This window comes from Aerococcus sp. 150760013-2 (genome assembly GCF_053627715.1).
Map to the genome: position 1 here is coordinate 167,270 of NZ_JBSEYI010000001.1, position 20,373 is coordinate 187,642.

A 20,373-nucleotide genomic window follows, 5' to 3' on the forward strand; every position below is an offset into this window, starting at 1 on the left:
TGACATTTCAACGAAAACTGTAGTAACAAACCAACCCCTTTAATGGTTTTTATTTCTTGTTGTTTCAGGCGTTAGTTTGATATTTACTGGTTCAAAGGCTATTGCTGCTAGAGATGGTAGATTGATTTCAAGTGAATATGGTTGGCCTTTATGTGGGACCGCCAATGTTTCAAAGTTTGTGGTTTGACTCACCCAATTACCACCAAATGTCTTCATCTCGCTATTTAAGACCACTTGATAAGTACCTGCATACGGTACACCGATTCGATAGTGACTACGTTCAACAGGTGCAAAATTGAAGGCACATACCAACAAGGCATCCGCTGCTTTACCATGGCGTATAAATGATAAGGTGGTTTCTTGATCATCATCAGCTTCGATAATAGTAATACCAGCTTTTTGGTTATCTTGCTCGTGAAGTGCAGGCGTCTCTTTATAAAGCTGGTTCAATTCAGCAACGTAAGATTGGAATTCAGTGTTATACTCACGATCTAGAGATGACCATTCCAACCCTTCATAGAAACGCCATTCCAAGAATTGACCAATTTCATTACCCATGAAGGATAATTTTTTACCAGGATATAGCAGTCGGTAACCTTCAAGGACACGCAAGTTTGCAAACATCTCATAGCGGTTATGATTCGGCATCTTGCCTAGTAAAGACTGCTTACCGTGTACAACTTCATCGTGAGAGAAAGGTAAAACAAAATTCTCATCATGCATGTACATGAAAGTAAAATTAATTAACTTGTAGTTAGAGCTTCTACCTAAGGCATCAATCCCGAAGAATTTCAAGGTGTCATTCATCCATCCCATATTCCATTTAAAGTTAAATCCTAGACCACCTTGGCTAGTCGGTTTCGTTACCCCGCTCCAAGCGGTAGATTCTTCAGCAATCATTAAGTAAGATGGGTCTCTGAAAAGAATTTCTGTATTGAGTTTCCGTAAAAATTCAAGCCCTTCCAGATTAACGTTATGTCCGTATTTATTCGGCACCCATGGTCCAATGTCATAATCCAAATACAACATATTTGAAACTGCATCAACTCGGATACCATCAAAATGGAAAGTTTCGAGCCAAAATACAGCACTGGAAATTAAGAATGACTGGACCTGCCTACGCCCTAAATCGAAGTTTTTAGTCCCCCAACGTACGTTTTCAGCACGTTTAGGATCTTGGTATTCAAAAGTTGCTGTGCCATCATAGTTAGCTAAAGCATCATCATTTACCACAAAGTGACCTGGTACCCAGTCAACGATGACCCCAATCCCTGCCTGGTGACAGGCATCTACGAAGGACATTAATGGCCCAAAATCATGACCAAAACGACCAGCAATAGAGAAATAACCCGAAATTTGATAACCCCAAGAGGCTTCTAATGGGTGCTCCATTAAAGGCATAAATTCAATATGGGTATAGCCCATTTTTTTAACGTAAGGAATCAATTCTGCTTGTAGGTCAGCAAAAGTATAGGCCGAACCATCTTCGTGTCTATTCCAAGATGACATATGCACTTCATAAATATTTATCGGACTAGCAAACATATTGGATTGCTGTCTTTCTTTGATCCATTCTTGATCGTGCCACTCGTAAGTTGGGATGTCTTGTATCACAGAGGCGTTCTTTGGTGGCACTTCACCAGCAAAGGCAAAGGGATCTTGCTTTTCTCGTTTAACGCCATCATGATCTTCAATGACAAATTTATAAAGGTCCCATTCTTTTGCATCTTGCATAAAAATAGTCCATGCACCGGTATCAGCAACCTTATCCATTCGCAGTTCTGCCCAATCGGAAAAATCTCCTTCCAAGTAAACACACTTGGCGTTCGGTGCCCATACAGTAAACTGGTAGCCATCTTGGTCATTATTAACTTGTTTCTTAGCTCCCAGAAATTTAAACGCTTCAAAATGATTGCCAATATTAAAATAATACATTTCATCGACCAAGCTTCTATCCTGGATTGATGAGTTTGCTTCTTTTCCTTTAGACAAAATAACTTCCTCCTTACTTAATAACAAATAATATTATTTGCTATCTAAAAATTTGACCTAAAACTTTTCCTTCTACTGGCGTTTTAAATGCTAAATCTAACATGGCTAGCATTGTTGGGCCTTCATCTACCAAACGCCCACTGGCTAAAGTTTCACCAGCTCTAATCTTAGGGCCTTTTGCCATAAACATTGTCGTATACTTTTCTTTTTTGGGACTATAGCCGTGACTCGCTTTTAATAGCTTGACGCCTGGAATATGTTTATTGGTATCTTCCATTATTGGTCGTTCAATATCACTTTCAAAGTAATAACCTTCGCTTGCTTCGATTAAGGCAAAACATTCAGGGTCTGCACCTAAAGCGACCGCCTCATCGCGATTATAAAAGGTTTCGATGTATGGTTTTAAAGGTGCTAGTATTTCTTTAAGTTGTACCATTGTGAATACATCATGATCTTTCACATAGATATAGCAAGACCCGTCCGCCGCTTTTGCATAGACTTTATAATCTTGAATTTCATTTTGTGCTTTTGTTTGAATTAATCCAGCTTCTTTAAATAGATGATTCGGTCTTATAACGACTTGGGTATCAATTTGATAGTGATCACCTAATAAGACGATATGGGCTTCTTTATAGGCAGGCGTTGTTTCAATCGCATGAAATAATTGGCCTAAATGTGCGTCCATTCGCTCAATGGCCGCCTTAGCTTCAGGTGATTTCACGCCAAAACCATGTCGTGTAGAATCAAGGTCAACAAGGTGGATTGCCATCACATCTGGTTGTTCATTTTCAATAGTATCGACTGCTACTGCAGTTACAAAGTCGTCTAATTCTGGTTGTTTAATCCCTGACCGTAAATGACCAAATTTATGATTCTTTTCAATGAGGTATTTAACTGATGATGCTAATAGGGATACCGCAACTTGAGAGTGCCATTTCCGGTTTGCGAAAATTTCTGCAATATTATAATCAATTGATTTACTTTTACCGGTAACAGGCCAAAGGATTGTTGAAACACTCAAACCATTTTCACTCGCGATATCGAATAAGGTTGGTGTTTTAATATATTTTGTGTACCAGTGCCAATCAGGAGAAATTCGGTTTGGCTGTAAGAGTGTGTTGTTTATAATGCCGTGATCCTTGGGGTATTGACCAGTCACAATTGAGGTATGACACATATAGGTTAGGGATGGGTAAATTGATTCAACTGCCTCTACTAACGCTGCTTCTTGACGGTACTTTTTGAAGTTTGGCAACGTTAAGGCATATGCTAAATCCTCCGTTCCAAAAGCATCTAAACTTACTATGACTAACTTCTTACTCGGCATTAATTAAATCCCCCTGATATTATTGCTGCACCCTTTATTATAACTTAAAAATTAATTTTAGCGAAATGAAAAAGCTTTCATTTTTAGATAAATAAAAAAAGCGAGAACAAAAAATGTCCTCGCTTTCCAAGACTAGGGTCTAAGCTGTTCACACCAGCTTTTGACCAAGTACCCACTTCCCGTGGTGATTTTCATCGTGTACTTTCTTTAACTACATGCACAGACTTACAATATGCTGTGCGTGTCGCCTCATCGCATATTGACATTCTATCATGAAATCACTTAGAAAACAATCCTTTTTTGTCGGATAAAGCTTTAATCGTTAAAGACCTTGAATTTAGTTATTATAACCGAATCACTTCAATTTTGTAGCCATCTGGATCAGTCACAAAGAAGTATCTTGGTTTGGTATCCCCTGGTAATTGTTTAAGGTCAGTAACATCCAAACCTTTCTCGCTTTGCGATGCATGAAGCGCTTCTAAATCTTCTACAGCAATCGCAACATGACCATAGCCATTTCCTAAGTCATAAGCCTCTGAACCGTAGTTATAAGTCAACTCTAACTCATAATCATCACCTGGTAAAGATAAATAAGTCAATGTAAATTCGTGTTCTGGAAAATCTTTTTCTTCTGCAATTTCAAAACCAAATGCTTCTTTATAGAATGCTTTTGAAGCTTCTAAATCTTTCACACGATAACAAGTATGTGCCATTTTCATTGATCCCATCTCCATTTCGATTTCAATTTTTTAATGTATAGTTATATTTTATCAAAGAAAGTTTAAAAGGTTAAACGATATCTCCTATTTAAGATAAAAAAATGCAAATACTTTTATATTCTATCGATTGTCTTGAAGTGACTTTGCATATATTGATATCCTTCGCGAATAAACTCTCTCAGTACCCCTTCATCAATATCAGCTAATTTATTGACATAAACACAAGAAACACCCGCCTTATACTTACCAATTCTATCTAAAAATTGTTGCGAAATTTCCTTATCAAATTTTAGGTACAGAGAAAATCGTGCTTTTTGGATCGAAAATCCAGTCATTGGCCAAACGCCTTCGATGCCAGAAGTGGTCGTATATTCGTAAATACCATAGCCTATGATCGATGGCCCCCACATAACCGGTTTTTCCCCTGTTTCTTCGGTGAAAATCTTTAATAGCTTTAACCCATCTTCTTCTTTTGTTTTCGACACATCTAATGCTTCTATATGTTCTTTGGGATCAACTTTTGTTGGTAAAGTTTTTTGTTGATAGGTCATATTTTACTCCTTAAAAAAATACTAAAATTCTTGGTAATTGTACTGTCCTCTATAAAACTATGCTATCATGGATTGAAGTAAATCACACTTTTAAACCCGTAAATATTGAAGGGAAATTGTGATGAAAAGATGAGGAGCAACGATAACTATGATATGTCCAAACTGTCAGTCGACAATTCCAACAGATACAAAAATTTGTCCAAATTGTGACTATATTTTTACCCATCGTGACTCGGATGACAACTTTCATGATACGATTGAAATCCCCGCAGCTTCATATGCGGATACAATATATGATAAAGACGACCACTTTGAGGCTTATAAAGAGCACCAAACCTCTCCAATTCAAAACGCAGCTTATGCGGGTGGCAATACCGACTCTTATGATAGCAAAGATGATAATAAAGACGAGAAGAAAGCTAAGAAACCATTATTTTCTTTTGGCAAAAACAATAAAAAGACAAAAGCTACTGATAATGGTGGCCCTAGTCGCCGTCAAAACAAACAAGATGGCAACCGTCTCACTTCTTACATAGCTTATCTTTTGTCTTATATCAAAAAACCGATACAATCACCTACCACTAACGAATTAAATAAGAATCCAAACCACGGTATCACAAGCTTATTGCTACTTGCAATCTTAAATACTGTATCTATTACTTCCCTTGCAAATTACCTCGTTTCTCATTACGAATGGTTTGCTGATTTATCTGTCTTACCAAACTTGAATTTTGAATTTGTTGCTTGGCGCTTTGGTTTGAAAACATTCGTCTTTCTCATTATTAGCCTATGGTTGTTACCGGCAATTATTCACCTATTCAATCGGCATAATGAATCCCAAAAAATGAGTAACAATGTATGGCTGACTCATTTCTTCGGTATGAATAGTATCTCAGTAATTGTCGCTATCGTTTGCTTCTTAAGCTCATTACTAGCGCCATTGATTTTTATGATTATTGTGCTATTATTGACTTTAATGCAGATTACCTTACTGATCATTACCTTGACGATACATTTCTTGCAATCAGGTAATGTCAACAAATCAAAAGCCTTCTATAGTATTTTGGGTGTTTTATTACTATTCTTCTTAGCAGTCATTTTCTTAGTTGGTTTAATCTATTAATTTTCACTAGACTTCATCAGAAGTCTAGATTCGCGGCTATGGCGGAACGGCAGACGCGCTGCCTTGAGGGGGCAGTGAGAGTATTCTCGTGCAAGTTCAAATCTTGTTAGCCGCATACGTACTTTTTAACACATTTAAAAACCAGTCAAATCTTTTATTTCATAAGGGTTTGACTGGTTTTTTTGAATGAGAAAATCTACTAAATAACAGATATTTTGTCGTAAATACTGACTTAGGCAATACAAAAAGCGGTCCAGATGTTGAAATCTAAACCACTTTTCCGCTATATAATATTATAGTGTGACAACTTCATAACCAGCAGTTTCAATAGCTGCTTTAGCATTATCACCTTGGCCAGCATGAACTTGAATTGTAATTTCAATACCATCTTCATCATTCACAAAGATATGCGATACACTTACACTCGCGTCAGCAAGGACTTTGGTAATTTCTGAAAGAACCCCTACTCTGTCTTCGACAACTTTTACGACGATACGGCTACCTTTATCACCTGGTGTATAACCAGATAAGTCAATTAAGGCTTTGAAGATATCTTTATACGTTATGATTCCTTGAACTGTTTTATTTTCATCAACAATTGGTAACACGCGTAGGTTATTCGTACGCATATATTCCGCCGCTTCTTCTACCATCCACTCAGTAGTGGCAGTTGCTGCTTTCTTGTCCATGAATTTTTCAACATCAGCTTGAGAAAGAATGTAGTTCAATTCGTAAACACTTAGACTTGTCGCATCTGAAGCAGATTTTGCATCAATAATGTCTTGTGTAATTAACCCAACAAATTGACCATTCTTTGTAACTGGCAGATTATGAATCTGGTGACTTTCCATTTTAGCCACAGCTTCTGTTACAGAAGTCTCCGGTGAAATAGTAATCACATCTTTACTCATATATTGTTTAATTTTCATGAAGAACCCTCCCTATTTATCAATAGTTTTTAAGTGCTTACATATATTTTATCATTTACTTGAGTAAAGTACAGATTTTTGACCCTATTCTGGCTCAATTACTGTAACATTTTCGGTTGGTTCGCCGTTAACAACTTCTTGAATATAAGCCGGTGCAGATACGTTATGTTTTTCATCAAAGGTAATATCATAAGCGATACCCTCAAATCCTTCCGTTGCGCCAATAGCGTCTTTGATGGCAGTTGGGTCTGTAGAATCGGCTTCATCAATCGCGTCCATCACCATATTTGCAGCGTCATATGCTACTGCAGAGAACATATCTGGTTGAGTACCGAATTTTTCAACATAAGCATTATAGAAGTCTTGGACATCTTGGTCAGCATCTTCTGTATACACGAAATGGGCTACATAATAGACATTGGTCATATTTTCAGCACCTGCTAGTTCGACAATATTTTGGTTACCCAAGCCATTAGGACCAACAATCGCAATATCGATACCCATTTCTCTGGCTTGTTTAATGATTGGACCAGCTTCTTGGTAGTAACCTGCAATAAAGATTACATCAGGACTTTGAGATTTAACATTTGTTAGGACTGAGCTGAAGTCTGTATCACCAGAAATATATGATTCATCAATGATTACGTCACCGTCAAATTTTTCAACAAAGATATCTGTTAAGTTTTGACCATAATCAGTCGAGTTGTCTTTCAATACAGCAGCAGTTTCATAGCTATTTTGGTTGGCAAACTCAGCGATAGCAGCACCTTGGAAAGAAATTTCAAAACTTGTCCGGTAAAAGTATTCCCATACTTCACCCGTTTCTGAGTTAATGGTTGCATCATCTACTGTAGTCGTTGCGGATACAAATGGCACTTGCGCATTTTCAGCCACTGGTTGGGTAGCAAAAGTTAAGGCCGCTGTAGCGGGTCCAAGGACGACTGAATTGCCTTGCTCAATTAAATAAGTCATACCTGTAGCAGCTTCTTCTGGTGTACCTTGATTGTCGTATGATTGATAACTCACTTCTTTTCCATCAATCCCGCCCTCTTCATTCCGTTGTTCAACGGCCAATTGGACAGCATTATCTTGGACCACACCATATGCCGCAGTAGCACCAGTTAGTTCCCAAAGGCCACCAATATTTACCGTATCTAACTTGCTAGTTGACACCTCTGAGGAGGATGACGAATTTGAATGATTAGAAGTGGCAGTAGTTGCTTGCGAGCAACCAGCTACTATAATAGAAGCCGCAAAGATCGTTGTTAGCATTTTAGTAAATTTCATATTTTTCATAAAAGATTTCTCCCATCTATTTGTAAATATTGTCTCCAACCCAAAACTAACCCAAAAGCCACATCCAACAACATAATCAAATAAAAAACGCCGACCCGTTCAAACGGGCCGGCGTTTTAGCTAAGAGCCCGTATCTCACGAGAAATAGGACTCTACAATATATGGTAGAATCCTCAGTTAGCTAATGATAATAATAAATTTAGATGTGGGAAAGCAGAAACAAATTCCGCTTGCATATTTGAATGTACAGTCATCATTGTTTCTACCTTCCTCTCTTTAAGTTAATTTAAATATAACAAATAAAACAGAATAATCAAGTGTTTTTTAATTTAATTTTAATTATTTTCTAATTTTAAGAAAGTTTATTTAATTTCAAGCATGCTTAAGCCAATTCGACCTTTTTTCTCGTCTACTTCTGATACCCAAACTTCAACAATATCACCTACAGAAACGATATCACTTGGATTACTTACGAATTTTGTAGACATTCTCGAAATATGGACTAAACCATCTTGTTTGACACCAACATCGACAAAGGCACCAAAATCCACAACATTACGCACTGTACCTTGTAATTTCATCCCTACTTTTAAATCTTTCAATGAAAGAACATCCGATCTTAAAATTGGCGCAGCGACGTCTTCTCGTGGGTCACGTCCTGGTGTCATTAGTGATTTTTGAATATCTACTAAGGTCGCTTTACCAATACCATATGTTTCAGATAAGGCATCTAGATCGAAATTGGCAATTGTTTTTCTGGCTTCTTCACTTTGCAGTTCTTCTAAAGAAATACCTAAGTCTTTCAGAATTGCCTTAACTTCCTTATAATTTTCAGGGTGTATACCTGTATTATCTAAAATGTTGTCGCCCCCCGTAATACGGATGAAACCAACTGCTTGTTCATATGTTTTTGGTCCTAAACGCTTTACCTTACCTAATTGCTTGCGGTCAGTAAACACACCATTTTCGTTTCGGTACTCAACGATATTTTTAGCAACTGTCATCGATAAGCCGGCAACATGGCTCAATAATGAAGCAGAAGCTGTATTTAAGTTGACTCCAACCCGGTTAACCACAGTTTCAACAGTGAAATCTAAACTTTCAGCAAGTTCTTTTTGAGAAACATCATGTTGGTATTGCCCTACACCAATGGCTTTAGGTTCTATTTTTACCAATTCAGCTAATGGGTCTTGCAAGCGACGCGCGATAGACACGGCTGAACGTTCTTCAACGTTATACTCAGGAAATTCTTCGCGGGCAATTTCACTAGCGGAATAAACTGAAGCGCCAGCTTCATTGACAATGCTATAAACCAAGTCTAAGTCATTGTCTTGGATTTGTTCAGCAACAAACTGTTCAGACTCACGACTTGCTGTGCCGTTACCAATCGCAACCATTTCTACTTGGTAAGTCTTGATTAATTCGATAAATTTTTTGCTGGCTTCAGCTTTTTTGTTGACCGGTGCATGCGGATAAATTACGGTTTTAGCTAACACTTTCCCAGTTGCATCAACAACAGCTAACTTACAACCTGTTCTAAATGCTGGGTCTAATCCTAGAACCACACGGCCTTTCAATGGCGGTTGCATTAATAAGTTACCTAAGTTCGTTGAAAAAGTGGCAATTGCATGTGTTTCAGCTGTCTCAGTTAATTTAGATCGCAATTCTCTTTCAATAGAAGGTTTTAAGAAACGATCTAATGAATCTTGAATAGCCGCTTGGATTTCGCGCGTTGACACTGGGTGGCCTTTGATAAAACGGTGTACCAAGTGTTCAATGATTGGAAACTCATCAGCTTCAATAGAAACATTTAAAATCTTCAACTTTTCAGCCCGATTAATCGCTAATACCTGATAAGGTTTCAGGTTTTGGATATTTTGGCTAAAATCGTAATATATTTCGAAGATAGCTTTTTCATCTTCCGCATTTTTACGTTTTAGACTGGTTAATTTACCTTCTTTTAAAGTATATTTACGTAACCATAGACGAATATCTGCATCTTCTGCAATCCATTCAGCCATAATTTCGTGTGCCCCATCCAAGGCCATTTTAGTGTCTTTTATTTCGTCATTTAAGAATTTTTCAGCTTCCGCTTGAACATTACCTGTAGTTGGTGATGAAAATAACCATTTGGCAAGATCTTCTAAACCATTCTCTTTGGCAATGGTTGCCTTTGTACGACGTTTTTGTTTATAAGGCGCATAAAGGTCTTCAACCGTTTGTAAAATTGTCGCTTGTTTAATTTTTTTAGCTAGATCATCTGTTAATTTTCCTTGTTCTTCAATATTTGCAAGAACTGATGATTTTCTTTCCTCTAATTGTTTCGTATATTGGTAAGCATGTTCAATTTCTCTAATTTGAACCTCGTCTAATGACTGCGTAACTTCCTTACGATAACGAGCGATAAAAGGTACTGTATTGCCCTCTTCTAGCAATCCCAATACATTTTCAATTTGCTTTTTATTAAATGGTAAGCTTTGATTAATAATTTGAATGTAAGATGACTCCATATTCAACACCTTTCTTTTTTCACGAACAATTATTATACCCCAAAAATGGTGCTTTTGCCATTCAACAAATTTAGACAGTCTTTGCGCATTTTAATTTCAGTTAATTATTGCAATTCTATCTTAAATAAAATATAATTATCTTAACTTAAACAGTTCCATGAGGGAGTAATCAGCGATTATTGTATCGTGGCGGCGCCAACATATACGGCAGATATCTGCTGGTGCCGTCTTAAAAGATGAGACTTATGGCTACTTCTCTACTTGGAGGGGTAGTCATAGGTCTTTTTTTTGAAAGACAACCTCTGGATCTTGCTTTAGGGGTAATAATTTAAAGGATGGAGAGATAATTAATGTCAGAAGAAAAGAACAATCAGTCTTTCTTCACTCAAGATGCTGATCAAGTCTTCACATCATTAAATTCTTCTACTGAAGGTTTATCTGATGCTGAAGCTGCCAGTCGCTTAGAGAAGAACGGACCGAACGAAATTAAAGAAGGTGAACGCAAGTCAACCTTACAAAAGTTCTTGGATCAATTTAAAGATTTAATGATTATTATCTTATTAATCGCTGCAGCACTTTCATTAATTTTAGAAGGTACTCACGGTTTGGTAGATGCAATTATTATTCTTGCGGTTGTATTAATTAATGCAATCATGGGTGTTGTTCAAGAAAATAAAGCTGAGGATGCTATTGACTCTCTTAAGAAAATGTCTTCACCTAAAGCAAACGTTCGTCGTGGTGGCGAAGTTAAAGCAATCGATTCTAAAGATATCGTTGTTGGTGATATTGTAATTCTTGAAGCTGGTGACGTTGTTCCTGCCGACTTACGTCTATTTAAAGCAAGTTCATTACAAATTGAAGAAGCTGCTTTAACTGGTGAATCTGTACCGGTTACTAAAGATACGGCCCCTGTTGAAGGTGACGCTGGTATCGGTGACCGTTTAAATATGGGATTCTCTTCTACTAACGTAACTTACGGTCGTGGTGAAGGTATTGTAACTGCAACAGCTATGGATACTGAAGTTGGTAACATCGCTGAGATGTTAGAAAACGCTGAAGGTAAAACAACACCACTACAAGAAAATATGAACGCGTTAACTCGTTTCCTAACTTATGCAATTGTTATTATTGCCGTTGTTATTTTCTTCCTAGGTTTATTACGTGGATTTGACTGGATCACAATGCTATTAACTGCAATCTCAATTGCCGTTGCTGCCCTTCCAGAAGGTCTACCTGCTATCTCAACTATTATCCTTGCATTAGGTACTCAAAAAATGGCTGATCGTCGTGCTTTGGTGCGTAAGCTACCAGCTGTTGAGACGCTTGGTGGTACTGAAGTTATCTGTTCAGATAAAACTGGTACCCTAACTCAAAACAAGATGACTATCGAAAAAGTTTACTACAATGGTGAATTACACGATGCATCTGAGGACATTGACCATAACGAACCTGTTTTCCGAGTTATGAATATGGCCAATGACTCTACAATCGCCAATGATGGTTCATTAGCTGGTGACCCTACTGAAACTGCAATGATTCAATTCGGTTTCGACAAAGGTTACGATGTACGTGAAACAATCAAAGTTCAACCTCGTGTTGGTGAAGTACCATTCGATTCAGATCGTAAAATGTCTACTACTGTTCACGAAACTTTAGGTGAAGAGCAATCACACGGTAAATACGTTTCAATGACCAAAGGCGCGCCTGATGTTATTATTGAAAAATGTACACACTACGTGAACAACGGCGAAATCTTACCATTGGATGAAGCTGCTCGTAAGGAATTATTAGACGCTAACCACGCTATGGCTATCCAAGCATTACGTGTATTAGGTATGTCTTACCGTTACATTGATGAATTACCTGGTGAATTCAACACAGAAACTTTAGAGCATGATCTAATCTTCGCTGGTATGGTTGGGGAAATTGACCCTGAGCGTCCAGAAGCTAAAGACTCTATCGCTACTGCAAAACAAGCGGGTATCCGTACTGTTATGATCACTGGTGACCACAAAGATACCGCCGCAGCTATCGCAGCTCGTTTAGGTATCATTGAAGAAGGTCAAGAAGAAGCAGTTACAACTGGTGCACACTTAAATGAAATGACTGATGAAGAATTAGCAGCAAATGTTGAACAATACTCAGTCTACGCGCGTGTATCTCCAGAACATAAAGTTCGTATCGTATCTGCTTGGCAATCACACGATAAAGTTGTTGCGATGACTGGTGACGGTGTTAATGACGCGCCTTCTTTGAAACAAGCTGATATCGGTATTGGTATGGGTATCACTGGTACAGAAGTTTCTAAAGGTGCTTCTGACATGGTACTTGCAGATGATAACTTCGCGACAATCATCACTGCAATCGAAGAGGGACGTAAAGTATTCTCAAATATCCAAAAAGCAGTTCAATTCTTACTATCTGCTAACTTGGGTGAGGTTATGACTTTATTCGTTGCAACAATGCTTGGTTGGACAATCTTAGAACCTATTCATATCTTATGGATCAACTTAGTAACTGATACCTTCCCTGCAATTGCTTTAGGTCTTGAAGCAGCGGAATCTGATGTAATGGAACACAAACCTCGTGGACGTTCTGGTAACTTATTATCAAATGGTGTATTACCATCAATTATTTATCAAGGTATCTATGAAGGTGCTGTAACATTATTTGTATTCTGGTACGGTCGTTACCAAATGGGTGTGCCGTTGGAAGATGCAGAAGCTATGGCCTTCTTAACATTAGCATTCATCCAATTGTTCCACGCTTACAACTCTAAGTCAGTATTCAAGTCACTATTCGCTTCAAATCCATTCGACAACAAGTGGTTAAACATCGCAGTATTAGCTTCAACAGTATTGATGTTAATTACTGTATTCGTACCTGGTCTAAACGACGCCTTCGGTACTGTTCACTTGTTAGGTGACCCAATGGCTATGGAAATGTGGACTGTAATTCTATTAGCTGCTGCTTCTGTAGTACTTTACGTAGAAATCGGTAAATTTATTATCCGTGCTACTGGTTGGGATGAAAAATTTGATGCGGGGTCAGAATTAAACAAATAACAATTTTATCTATTTGCTTTTTTAAGCTACAAAGGGCTGTGACACTTCCGTCATAGCCCTTTTACATTGTGTCATATGATCTGTTTTTCCTGAGTTTATCTCATTATATATCTTTGCAATTTTTGCTTGTTTACCTACCAAATTCTTGCTAAAATTGAATAAAAATAAACTATACTATATAAAGGTGGTTTTAGATGCGCAATACAATCAACAATCAACTACAACGATTTTTAGTTCTGTTCTTTGGTAAAACTGAAATTAAACCCTTATTCTTCTATACAGTAGCTAGCATTTTTATATTATTTGGATTAATTATGCAATCACCTAGCACTTTAATATCTGGTTATTGGACAATTCTCTTGTCTCCTAGTAATTTAATTACGGATTATTTTGAAGTTGGTGGAATAGGTGCAACTTTTTTTAACGTAGGAACTTTAACTTTAGCCAATACTTTTTTTATACATCGTAACGCCCCTAAAATTACTGGTCCACTTTTAGCTGCAATATTGACAGTTATGGGCTTTTCCTTCTTCGGGAAAAACTTATATAATTCGATACCGTTTCTAATTGGTACCTTTCTTTATAGCAAATATTCGGATACGCCGATTGCAAACCTACTATTGGGTGCTCTTTTTTCTTCAGCTCTAAGTCCTGTAGTGTCTTTAATCACATTTGGGCAGGGGTTACCCATCTATATAGGTATGCCGGTTGGTATCTTGTCCGGGGTAATGATTGGTTTCGTAATCCACCCAGTCTCATCTAGCTTTATACGATTTCATCAGGGATTTAATCTATATAATACTGGTTTCACTGCTGGTGTTATAGGATTACTGATTGCATCTATAATGCGGGTTTTCGAATTGCCGGTATCTTACGATATTGAACCCCAACAATTATTTAGTCCGCTCGTAACATGGTTTTTTCTCGTTTTTTCACTTGTGTTATTCTTATCGGGTTTTATTTTGAATGATTATTCATTTAAGGGTTATATGAACTTGCGAAAATCTTCCGGACAACTAATCTCAGATATTGTGATTGAATTTGGTACACCCATTACCTTAATGAATATGGGTATTCTAGGTTTAATTGCTATCACATATGTGCATATTGTTGGTGGCCAACTAGAAGGTGCAGTTGTTGGCGGAGTCTTGACTGTAATTGGTTTTGCAGCATTTGGTAAAAACCCATTTAATATCATCCCTATTATGGTAGGTATTTATTTGATGCAAATTGCTATGCATATTGACAACCCTAACACAACAAGTTCACTATTAGCTGCATTATTTGGTACTACCCTAGCACCAATCGCTGGGCATTATGGATGGAAGGCAGGTCTTGTTGCCGGTGCTTTGCATGCAGCAGTTGTGCAAAACACTGGTACTGCCCATGCCGGATTGAACCTATACAATAATGGCTTTTCTGGAGGTTTTGTTGCAGCGTTCCTTGTCCCTATACTTGATGTCATAAAGGAGAGAATTAACAAACATGAGAGAATACGCAAAGGTTAATCGTATTATATCAGAATTTATGAACTTATTTGATCATTATGAAATTAATAAATACCAAATGGAGCTATCCATCGCGACCGATAAGCAATCTACGTCTGTAATTAAATTTGATGGAAAAAAATCTAATCTTCCGCACTCCTTTGTTGATCAACTAAATGAGTTAAATGCTAAGAGACAACCAGAAATTGAATATTATTATGAGGACCTTCTTGGTATCCGTAATGATACTTTTAATACAGAAATTTTAGCTGCAGTTATCGATTATGTTACTTTTGACGTATCTGAGGCCGGCTTCCAAATTTATATCGAGCGCGTTTATCATTAAAAATTGAATCAAAGCAAATCAATCTTTTTGCATCCAGGTCTATTGACATCCATACAAAAAGCGTCCATTAGGATTTCTGATTCCTGATGGACGCTTTTTTTTGTATGCTATTAAATTTAGCGCATGGTGACGAATTCTTCTGCGCCTGTTGGATGGATGGCAATTGTTTGGTCGAATTGTTCCTTGGTTAATCCTAAACGAACACCAACCGCAAATCCTTGCATCATTTCTTCTACGGCATAACCAATCCCATGAACACCAACAACCACTTCATCGTCGCCTTGGGTAATCAATTTAAACCGTGCTGGTTGTCGGTTTTCTGAAACTGCTGAATACATTGGCGTGAAGTTTGAAGTATACACTTTCACCTTGTCCGCACCAAATTTTTCTTTAGCTGCCTCTTCTGAATAACCAATCGCCCCGATTGCTGGATGGGTAAAGATGACAGTTGGTACTGTGTCATAGTCTAATAAGTACGGGTCAGCACCATTAAAAATGGTATCGGATAATGTTCTACCCGCCATAATGGCTACCGGTGTTAATTCAACTTTACCTATAACGTCACCAAAGGCATATAAGCCTTCCACATTGGTATTATGGTAGTCATCCACTTTGATGTGGCCTGATTTTGTTAATTTAACATCTGTATTTTCCAAACCGATATTATCTGTATTTGGTGTACGTCCGATGGCGTAAATCACTTTTTCAGCATCAGCATGTTGGCCATTTTTAAAGTTTACGCGAAGTGAACCATCAGCTAATTGTTCAATGGATTCAGGATCGCTTTCAGTCAGCAATTCAATGCCCGTTTTCTTCATTTCATCAACTAAGACTTCGATAATTGCTTGATCGTATCCTCTTAAAGGACGGTCATGTCGAACAGCTTGGCTTGTTTTGACACCTAGGCCATTTAATACGCCCGCAAATTCGGTTGCCACATAACCTGCACCAATGATTAAGACGCTTTCTGGTAAAGTTTTCCATTCGAAAAAGTCGTCAGAAGTATCTACTAAATCAATACCCGGTAGGTCAATTAAACGTGGACGGCCACCTGGAACGATGGCGATATGTGGCGCTGTATATTGAACGCCGTCAACCTCTACTGTGTGGTTGTCGATAAATTTCGCTTCACCCGCTAAATAATGGGTCCCACGAGATTTAAAACCAGATGCATAACCACCGTGAATGCGGTCAATATAAGCATCTCTATTGGCTTTTAATACAGGGTAGTCAACTGGACCTTCTTCAGTGAAGTTTAGGCCATATGCAGAACCGTACTCGTTGATCTGGTCTCTGAGCATCGTGCCATGCCAGGAAATCTTCTTAGGTACACAACCTCTATTTACACAGGTACCACCAACATCTCTTTTCTCGATAATTAAAGCTTTAGCTCCATATTCAGCGGCACGGTTTGCTGATGCGATACCAGCACTCCCACCGCCGATACTTATATAATCATATCTTTCCATTCATCCCACTCTTTTCCAAAAATTTGTTTTTTCTTACGTTCTTCAGCTTCTTTAGCTTGTCGTTTTAAAAAGATTTGTCTCGCTTGATTGGTTTCAATCGCAATATCTTTCGTAAAATCGTCCACTTCATTTATTATTTCGTCAGTAGACGGCTCTATTGTCGTTGCTTGGATCGGCTCTAAATACACATAGGCATTCGTTTGTTTAGCTGGAATGACCGCATTGTATTTACCGTGATTGTCGTAAACTTTAAAATATAAATCATTTTTCTCGTCATAAGCGTAAGCATAGGCAATTAGCCAATGGTTTTTATAGGCGGAACCTAAATATTTTAAGGTACCAACGATGACTGGTGCTTGGTATTGATTAATTAACTTAGGCACTTCAATATCCGGTAATAAGCCTGATTTCGCACGGTAATTTTCGAAATTGAATACCGAATTTAAGCCTGTTTCCACATTCCAATAAAAAGTCCCATTATGTAGGTGGTAGTCGTCGACAACTTTTTTAAAGGCATTAATTAGGTCCTGTTTAGCCATCCAATGGTTGGTGTCCCTAAGCACTGTAAAGTGTGTTAATACCGCAGCACAATAGGTGCCACAGATACCAGGACTACCTTTGTTTATCCAAGACTTGTAAGGTTTAAAGGCCTTTTCATCAAGTCCGGTCCAAATGAGTTTTTCCATATCCGTCCCTCCAATCAATATAACTTATTATATCATTATTCAACCTATCTTTTAATTATAGTGCTTATAGAATAGGAATTTACTCCTTGCCCGCACCACAAATTAAAGGTCTTAAAAATCTGATAATATTGCGACCTATCCGTGTTTTTCCCGTGAATTGTTGCTATAATGATAATTATGATTACATTAGGGAGGTGTACTTTTGGTGAGTAAACCAGAAGCTCAACTAACCTGGCCAGTTCAATCATTACTGATCTCGATATTATTTATCAGTAACCTATTTCCATTTTATATGACCTTAGTCACTTTCGCTGTCATATTTATATTCTTATTCATGTTAGGCCTACTTGGCCCGCGCTACATTAAGCGAGAAGTGGCAACCTCAATATGGATATTTATTGCGTATTCAGCAGTGATTTCATTTATCTTTCAAAACTGGGCAGGATTAGGGATTTCGATTGCCTTTATACCAATCGCTATCTATTTTAACTATTACCAGCAAGTCATTCGACCCTATTACGTTGAAGAATTGTTGAACATTGCCTTAATTGGCTCATTTATCATCTTTATATTCGCAACCTTTGAATATTTAAATTGGGTACCAGAATGGGATTACAGTTTCATATCCCCAGAGATTAACCGCATCCACAACGGTCGGGCGGAAGCAACATTTGCCAACCCCAATTACTATGCCATGATGCTAGAATTCTTCTTCTTCATCGGCCTCTACAAAATGATGCGGACGACCAAATACCGGAAGAAATTCGTTTTCCTATTTATATCCTTATGCAACCTATTCGCGATCAGCTATACCGGGACCCGTACCTCACTACTCGTGGTGATTGGGACACTCTTTGTATTCTATTTCGTATTAGGTTATAAAAAAATAGCAGTTGGGACATTTCTAACTGCCACGATTGGCACACTGATCGCTATCAAATTAGGTTTCCTTCCAAGATTTGAGGACTTAGGATTTGCTTTTGAAGACCGGTTTGTCATCTGGGAAATCGGCTTGAAAGGCTTAAGAGATAACTTTTGGTTTGGACAAGGGCCTTTGACTTATCTCAATGTCTGGCAAGACTATGGGGACAAATACACTCAACATGCCCATAATATTGTTCTAGACACCCTTCTTTCCTACGGTGCCGTTGGGACAGGTATATTGTTACCTTCGCTGATTTCATTAGGCAAGAAGATTCATCAAATGCGGCAATATCCGATTTTACGTCGACGTTTAGCCTTGATTTGTAGTTTCTGCAGTATCGTTATCCTGCACGGTATGTTTGATTTGACCATTTTCTGGTTACAAACAGCCTTCTTATTCTTGTTCGTTGTACTGTCTATCCATAACATGTACCACGAAGTTGAAACCAACCCAGAATTACAAGGCGAAGATAAAGACTATTCTAGAGACTAATTAACACATTTGAAAAACAATAAATGCTAAAACGGCGGTTGAGACTAAGCTATCTCAACCGCCGTTTTGCTAAAAATTTTTATTTAATTATTTAACGTCTCTATCTGCTTGGAAATTCACTTCTGCAGGTAAGATTAAGTTTAATACGATACCAACGATGGCTGATAAGGCAGTTCCTGAGAAGGTTAAGTAACCAAGGTCTAAGACCGCGCCACCTAAACCAATAACCAACATTGCTGATGCAATAATTAAGTTCCGTACTTGGTTGAAGTCGATTTGTTCTTCAATCATGACTTTCAAACCGTTACTTGCGATAATCCCGTAAAGTAATATAGACATCCCACCGACTACAGCGTTTGGAATTGTTGAAATCAAGGCAGTAAATTTACCAAGGAAGGCTAAGATAATAGCGATAATAGCGGCGTTTCGGATAACTGATACAGAAGCCACACGCGTTAAACCAATCACCCCAGTGTTTTCACCATATGTCGTATTCGCTGGTCCACCGATGAAGGCTGACACTGCAGTGGCTACCCCATCACCGATTATGGTTCTGCTTAGACCTGGATCTTTTAGGAAGTTACGGCCAACAATTTTACCTAATACTGTATGGTCACCAATATGTTCTGAAATAGTTACCAAGACAATAGGTACGATCGCCCATGTTTCAGGACCAAAGTATAAATTATATGATTCAAACAGAGATGTCTCAAATGGTAGGTATAAATCTGGCAACTCAAACCACTGCGCTTCTACAACTGGTGTAAAATCTACAATCCCCAATAGGACCGCTACAATATAACCACCAATAATCCCTACTAAGAACGGAATAATTTTGAAAAAGCCTTTCGCTCTTGTTTGGACAAGGGCTGTGATCAAGAAGGTCGCAACAGCTACGACGATGTTACGTACATCTCCATCTTCTGCGAAACCTGCATTGGCTACCGCACTTGATGATAAACCTAAACCAATTACCATGATCATAGGTCCAATAACGATTGGCGGTAATAATTTATCAATCCAGTTAGTACCTGCAAAATGAATCGCAATCGCTACAAGAACGTAGACTATACCAGAAATGATGACACCAGTTTGGGCTGCTGAAACATCTCCGCCCATTTGTTGAATTGCAATTTGCATCGCTGTAATATAAGCAAATGATGACCCTAAGTAAACGGGTACTTTCGCTTTAGTTGCAACTTGATAAATTAAAGTCCCAATCCCACTCGCAAAAAGAGCAACAGATACAGGCATACCTAAAAGAATTGGCACCAATACTGTTGCTCCAAACATTGCAAATATATGTTGAAAACTCAATAATAAACCTTTCGCGAACAACGGCTTTTCCTCTACATCTAATAAAAGTGGTTTCGCTTTAATTGCCATAAATCACATCTCCCTCAAATTTGTTTTACTCTATTTTTCCCCAAAAAAATAAGGCCATTCGCAAATTGAC

15 protein-coding genes and 1 tRNA gene are annotated in these 20,373 nt (G+C 38.0%); 6 read left to right on the forward strand and 10 right to left on the reverse strand.

Annotation, left to right across the window (positions count from 1 at the left end; genetic code table 11):
• Window positions 1–39: 39 nt before the first annotated feature.
• The 4 genes from glgB to ACUW85_RS00790 all read right to left on the reverse strand — a co-directional run bounded on the left by glgB (window position 40) and on the right by ACUW85_RS00790 (window position 4,589).
• Window positions 40–1,935: a 1,4-alpha-glucan branching protein GlgB gene (glgB, locus tag ACUW85_RS00775; RefSeq protein WP_378102305.1), complete on the reverse strand. Its 1,896-nt coding sequence runs from the start codon at window positions 1,933–1,935 to the stop codon at window positions 40–42.
• Window positions 1,936–2,032: 97 nt separating this feature from the next.
• Entirely contained in the window at window positions 2,033–3,319 is a 1,287-nt protein-coding gene (locus ACUW85_RS00780) for an alkaline phosphatase family protein (RefSeq protein ID WP_182022981.1), read from the reverse strand.
• Window positions 3,320–3,663: 344 nt separating this feature from the next.
• Window positions 3,664–4,038 carry a lactoylglutathione lyase gene (gene gloA / locus ACUW85_RS00785; protein WP_016897050.1) on the reverse strand — a complete coding sequence of 125 codons (375 nt, stop codon included), beginning with the start codon at window positions 4,036–4,038 and terminating at the stop codon, window positions 3,664–3,666.
• Between the two features lie 113 nt (window positions 4,039–4,151).
• Window positions 4,152–4,589: a DUF1801 domain-containing protein gene (locus ACUW85_RS00790; RefSeq protein WP_149358480.1), complete on the reverse strand. Its 438-nt coding sequence runs from the start codon at window positions 4,587–4,589 to the stop codon at window positions 4,152–4,154.
• 148 nt (window positions 4,590–4,737) lie between these two features.
• Here ACUW85_RS00790 and ACUW85_RS00795 point away from each other — a divergent pair, with 148 nt between their 5' ends.
• Window positions 4,738–5,712 carry a zinc ribbon domain-containing protein gene (locus tag ACUW85_RS00795; RefSeq protein WP_182022980.1) on the forward strand — a complete coding sequence of 325 codons (975 nt, stop codon included), beginning with the start codon at window positions 4,738–4,740 and terminating at the stop codon, window positions 5,710–5,712.
• Between the two features lie 32 nt (window positions 5,713–5,744).
• Window positions 5,745–5,827: transfer RNA gene (locus ACUW85_RS00800), tRNA-Leu, on the forward strand.
• Window positions 5,828–6,005: 178 nt separating this feature from the next.
• On the opposite strand, the gene ACUW85_RS00805 is transcribed toward ACUW85_RS00800, so the two are convergent.
• From ACUW85_RS00805 to ACUW85_RS00815, 3 genes are all read right to left on the reverse strand, one after another.
• Window positions 6,006–6,641: a CBS domain-containing protein gene (locus tag ACUW85_RS00805; protein WP_003141265.1), complete on the reverse strand. Its 636-nt coding sequence runs from the start codon at window positions 6,639–6,641 to the stop codon at window positions 6,006–6,008.
• Between the two features lie 84 nt (window positions 6,642–6,725).
• Complete coding sequence (locus ACUW85_RS00810) at window positions 6,726–7,937, reverse strand: ABC transporter substrate-binding protein (RefSeq protein WP_111857109.1); 1,212 nt, start codon at window positions 7,935–7,937, stop codon at window positions 6,726–6,728.
• Window positions 7,938–8,299: 362 nt separating this feature from the next.
• Complete coding sequence (locus tag ACUW85_RS00815; RefSeq protein WP_149314575.1) at window positions 8,300–10,447, reverse strand: Tex family protein; 2,148 nt, start codon at window positions 10,445–10,447, stop codon at window positions 8,300–8,302.
• A 350-nt stretch (window positions 10,448–10,797) separates the two neighbouring features.
• Here ACUW85_RS00815 and ACUW85_RS00820 point away from each other — a divergent pair, with 350 nt between their 5' ends.
• The 3 genes from ACUW85_RS00820 to ACUW85_RS00830 all read left to right on the forward strand — a co-directional run bounded on the left by ACUW85_RS00820 (window position 10,798) and on the right by ACUW85_RS00830 (window position 15,345).
• The gene (locus ACUW85_RS00820) at window positions 10,798–13,512 is read left to right on the forward strand and encodes a cation-translocating P-type ATPase (protein ID WP_149314574.1); all 2,715 of its coding nucleotides are present in this window, start codon (window positions 10,798–10,800) and stop codon (window positions 13,510–13,512) included.
• A gap of 194 nt (window positions 13,513–13,706) precedes the next feature.
• Entirely contained in the window at window positions 13,707–15,020 is a 1,314-nt protein-coding gene (locus tag ACUW85_RS00825; RefSeq protein WP_149314573.1) for a DUF1576 domain-containing protein, read from the forward strand.
• A complete protein-coding gene (locus tag ACUW85_RS00830) occupies window positions 14,998–15,345 on the forward strand; it encodes a hypothetical protein (protein ID WP_149255704.1) in 348 nt (115 codons plus the stop codon). Before ACUW85_RS00825 ends, ACUW85_RS00830 begins: the two co-directional genes overlap by 23 nt.
• 116 nt (window positions 15,346–15,461) lie before the next feature.
• Here the strand turns inward: ACUW85_RS00830 and gorA are convergent, their stop codons facing one another.
• Together gorA and ACUW85_RS00840 are read right to left on the reverse strand one after the other, a co-directional pair.
• Window positions 15,462–16,814 (reverse strand): glutathione-disulfide reductase, encoded by a 1,353-nt coding sequence (gene gorA, locus ACUW85_RS00835; protein WP_149358486.1) that lies wholly within the window; start codon window positions 16,812–16,814, stop codon window positions 15,462–15,464.
• Window positions 16,793–17,500, reverse strand: coding sequence for a dihydrolipoamide dehydrogenase (locus ACUW85_RS00840; protein ID WP_182022979.1), 708 nt, complete (start codon window positions 17,498–17,500; stop codon window positions 16,793–16,795). Before ACUW85_RS00840 ends, gorA begins: the two co-directional genes overlap by 22 nt.
• 205 nt (window positions 17,501–17,705) lie before the next feature.
• Here ACUW85_RS00840 and ACUW85_RS00845 point away from each other — a divergent pair, with 205 nt between their 5' ends.
• A complete protein-coding gene (locus tag ACUW85_RS00845) occupies window positions 17,706–18,917 on the forward strand; it encodes an O-antigen ligase family protein (protein WP_310648927.1) in 1,212 nt (403 codons plus the stop codon).
• An 87-nt stretch (window positions 18,918–19,004) separates the two neighbouring features.
• Here ACUW85_RS00845 and ACUW85_RS00850 read toward each other — a convergent pair whose 3' ends face one another.
• Window positions 19,005–20,303, reverse strand: coding sequence for a uracil-xanthine permease family protein (locus ACUW85_RS00850; protein WP_182022977.1), 1,299 nt, complete (start codon window positions 20,301–20,303; stop codon window positions 19,005–19,007).
• Between the last annotated feature and the right edge of the window lie 70 nt (window positions 20,304–20,373).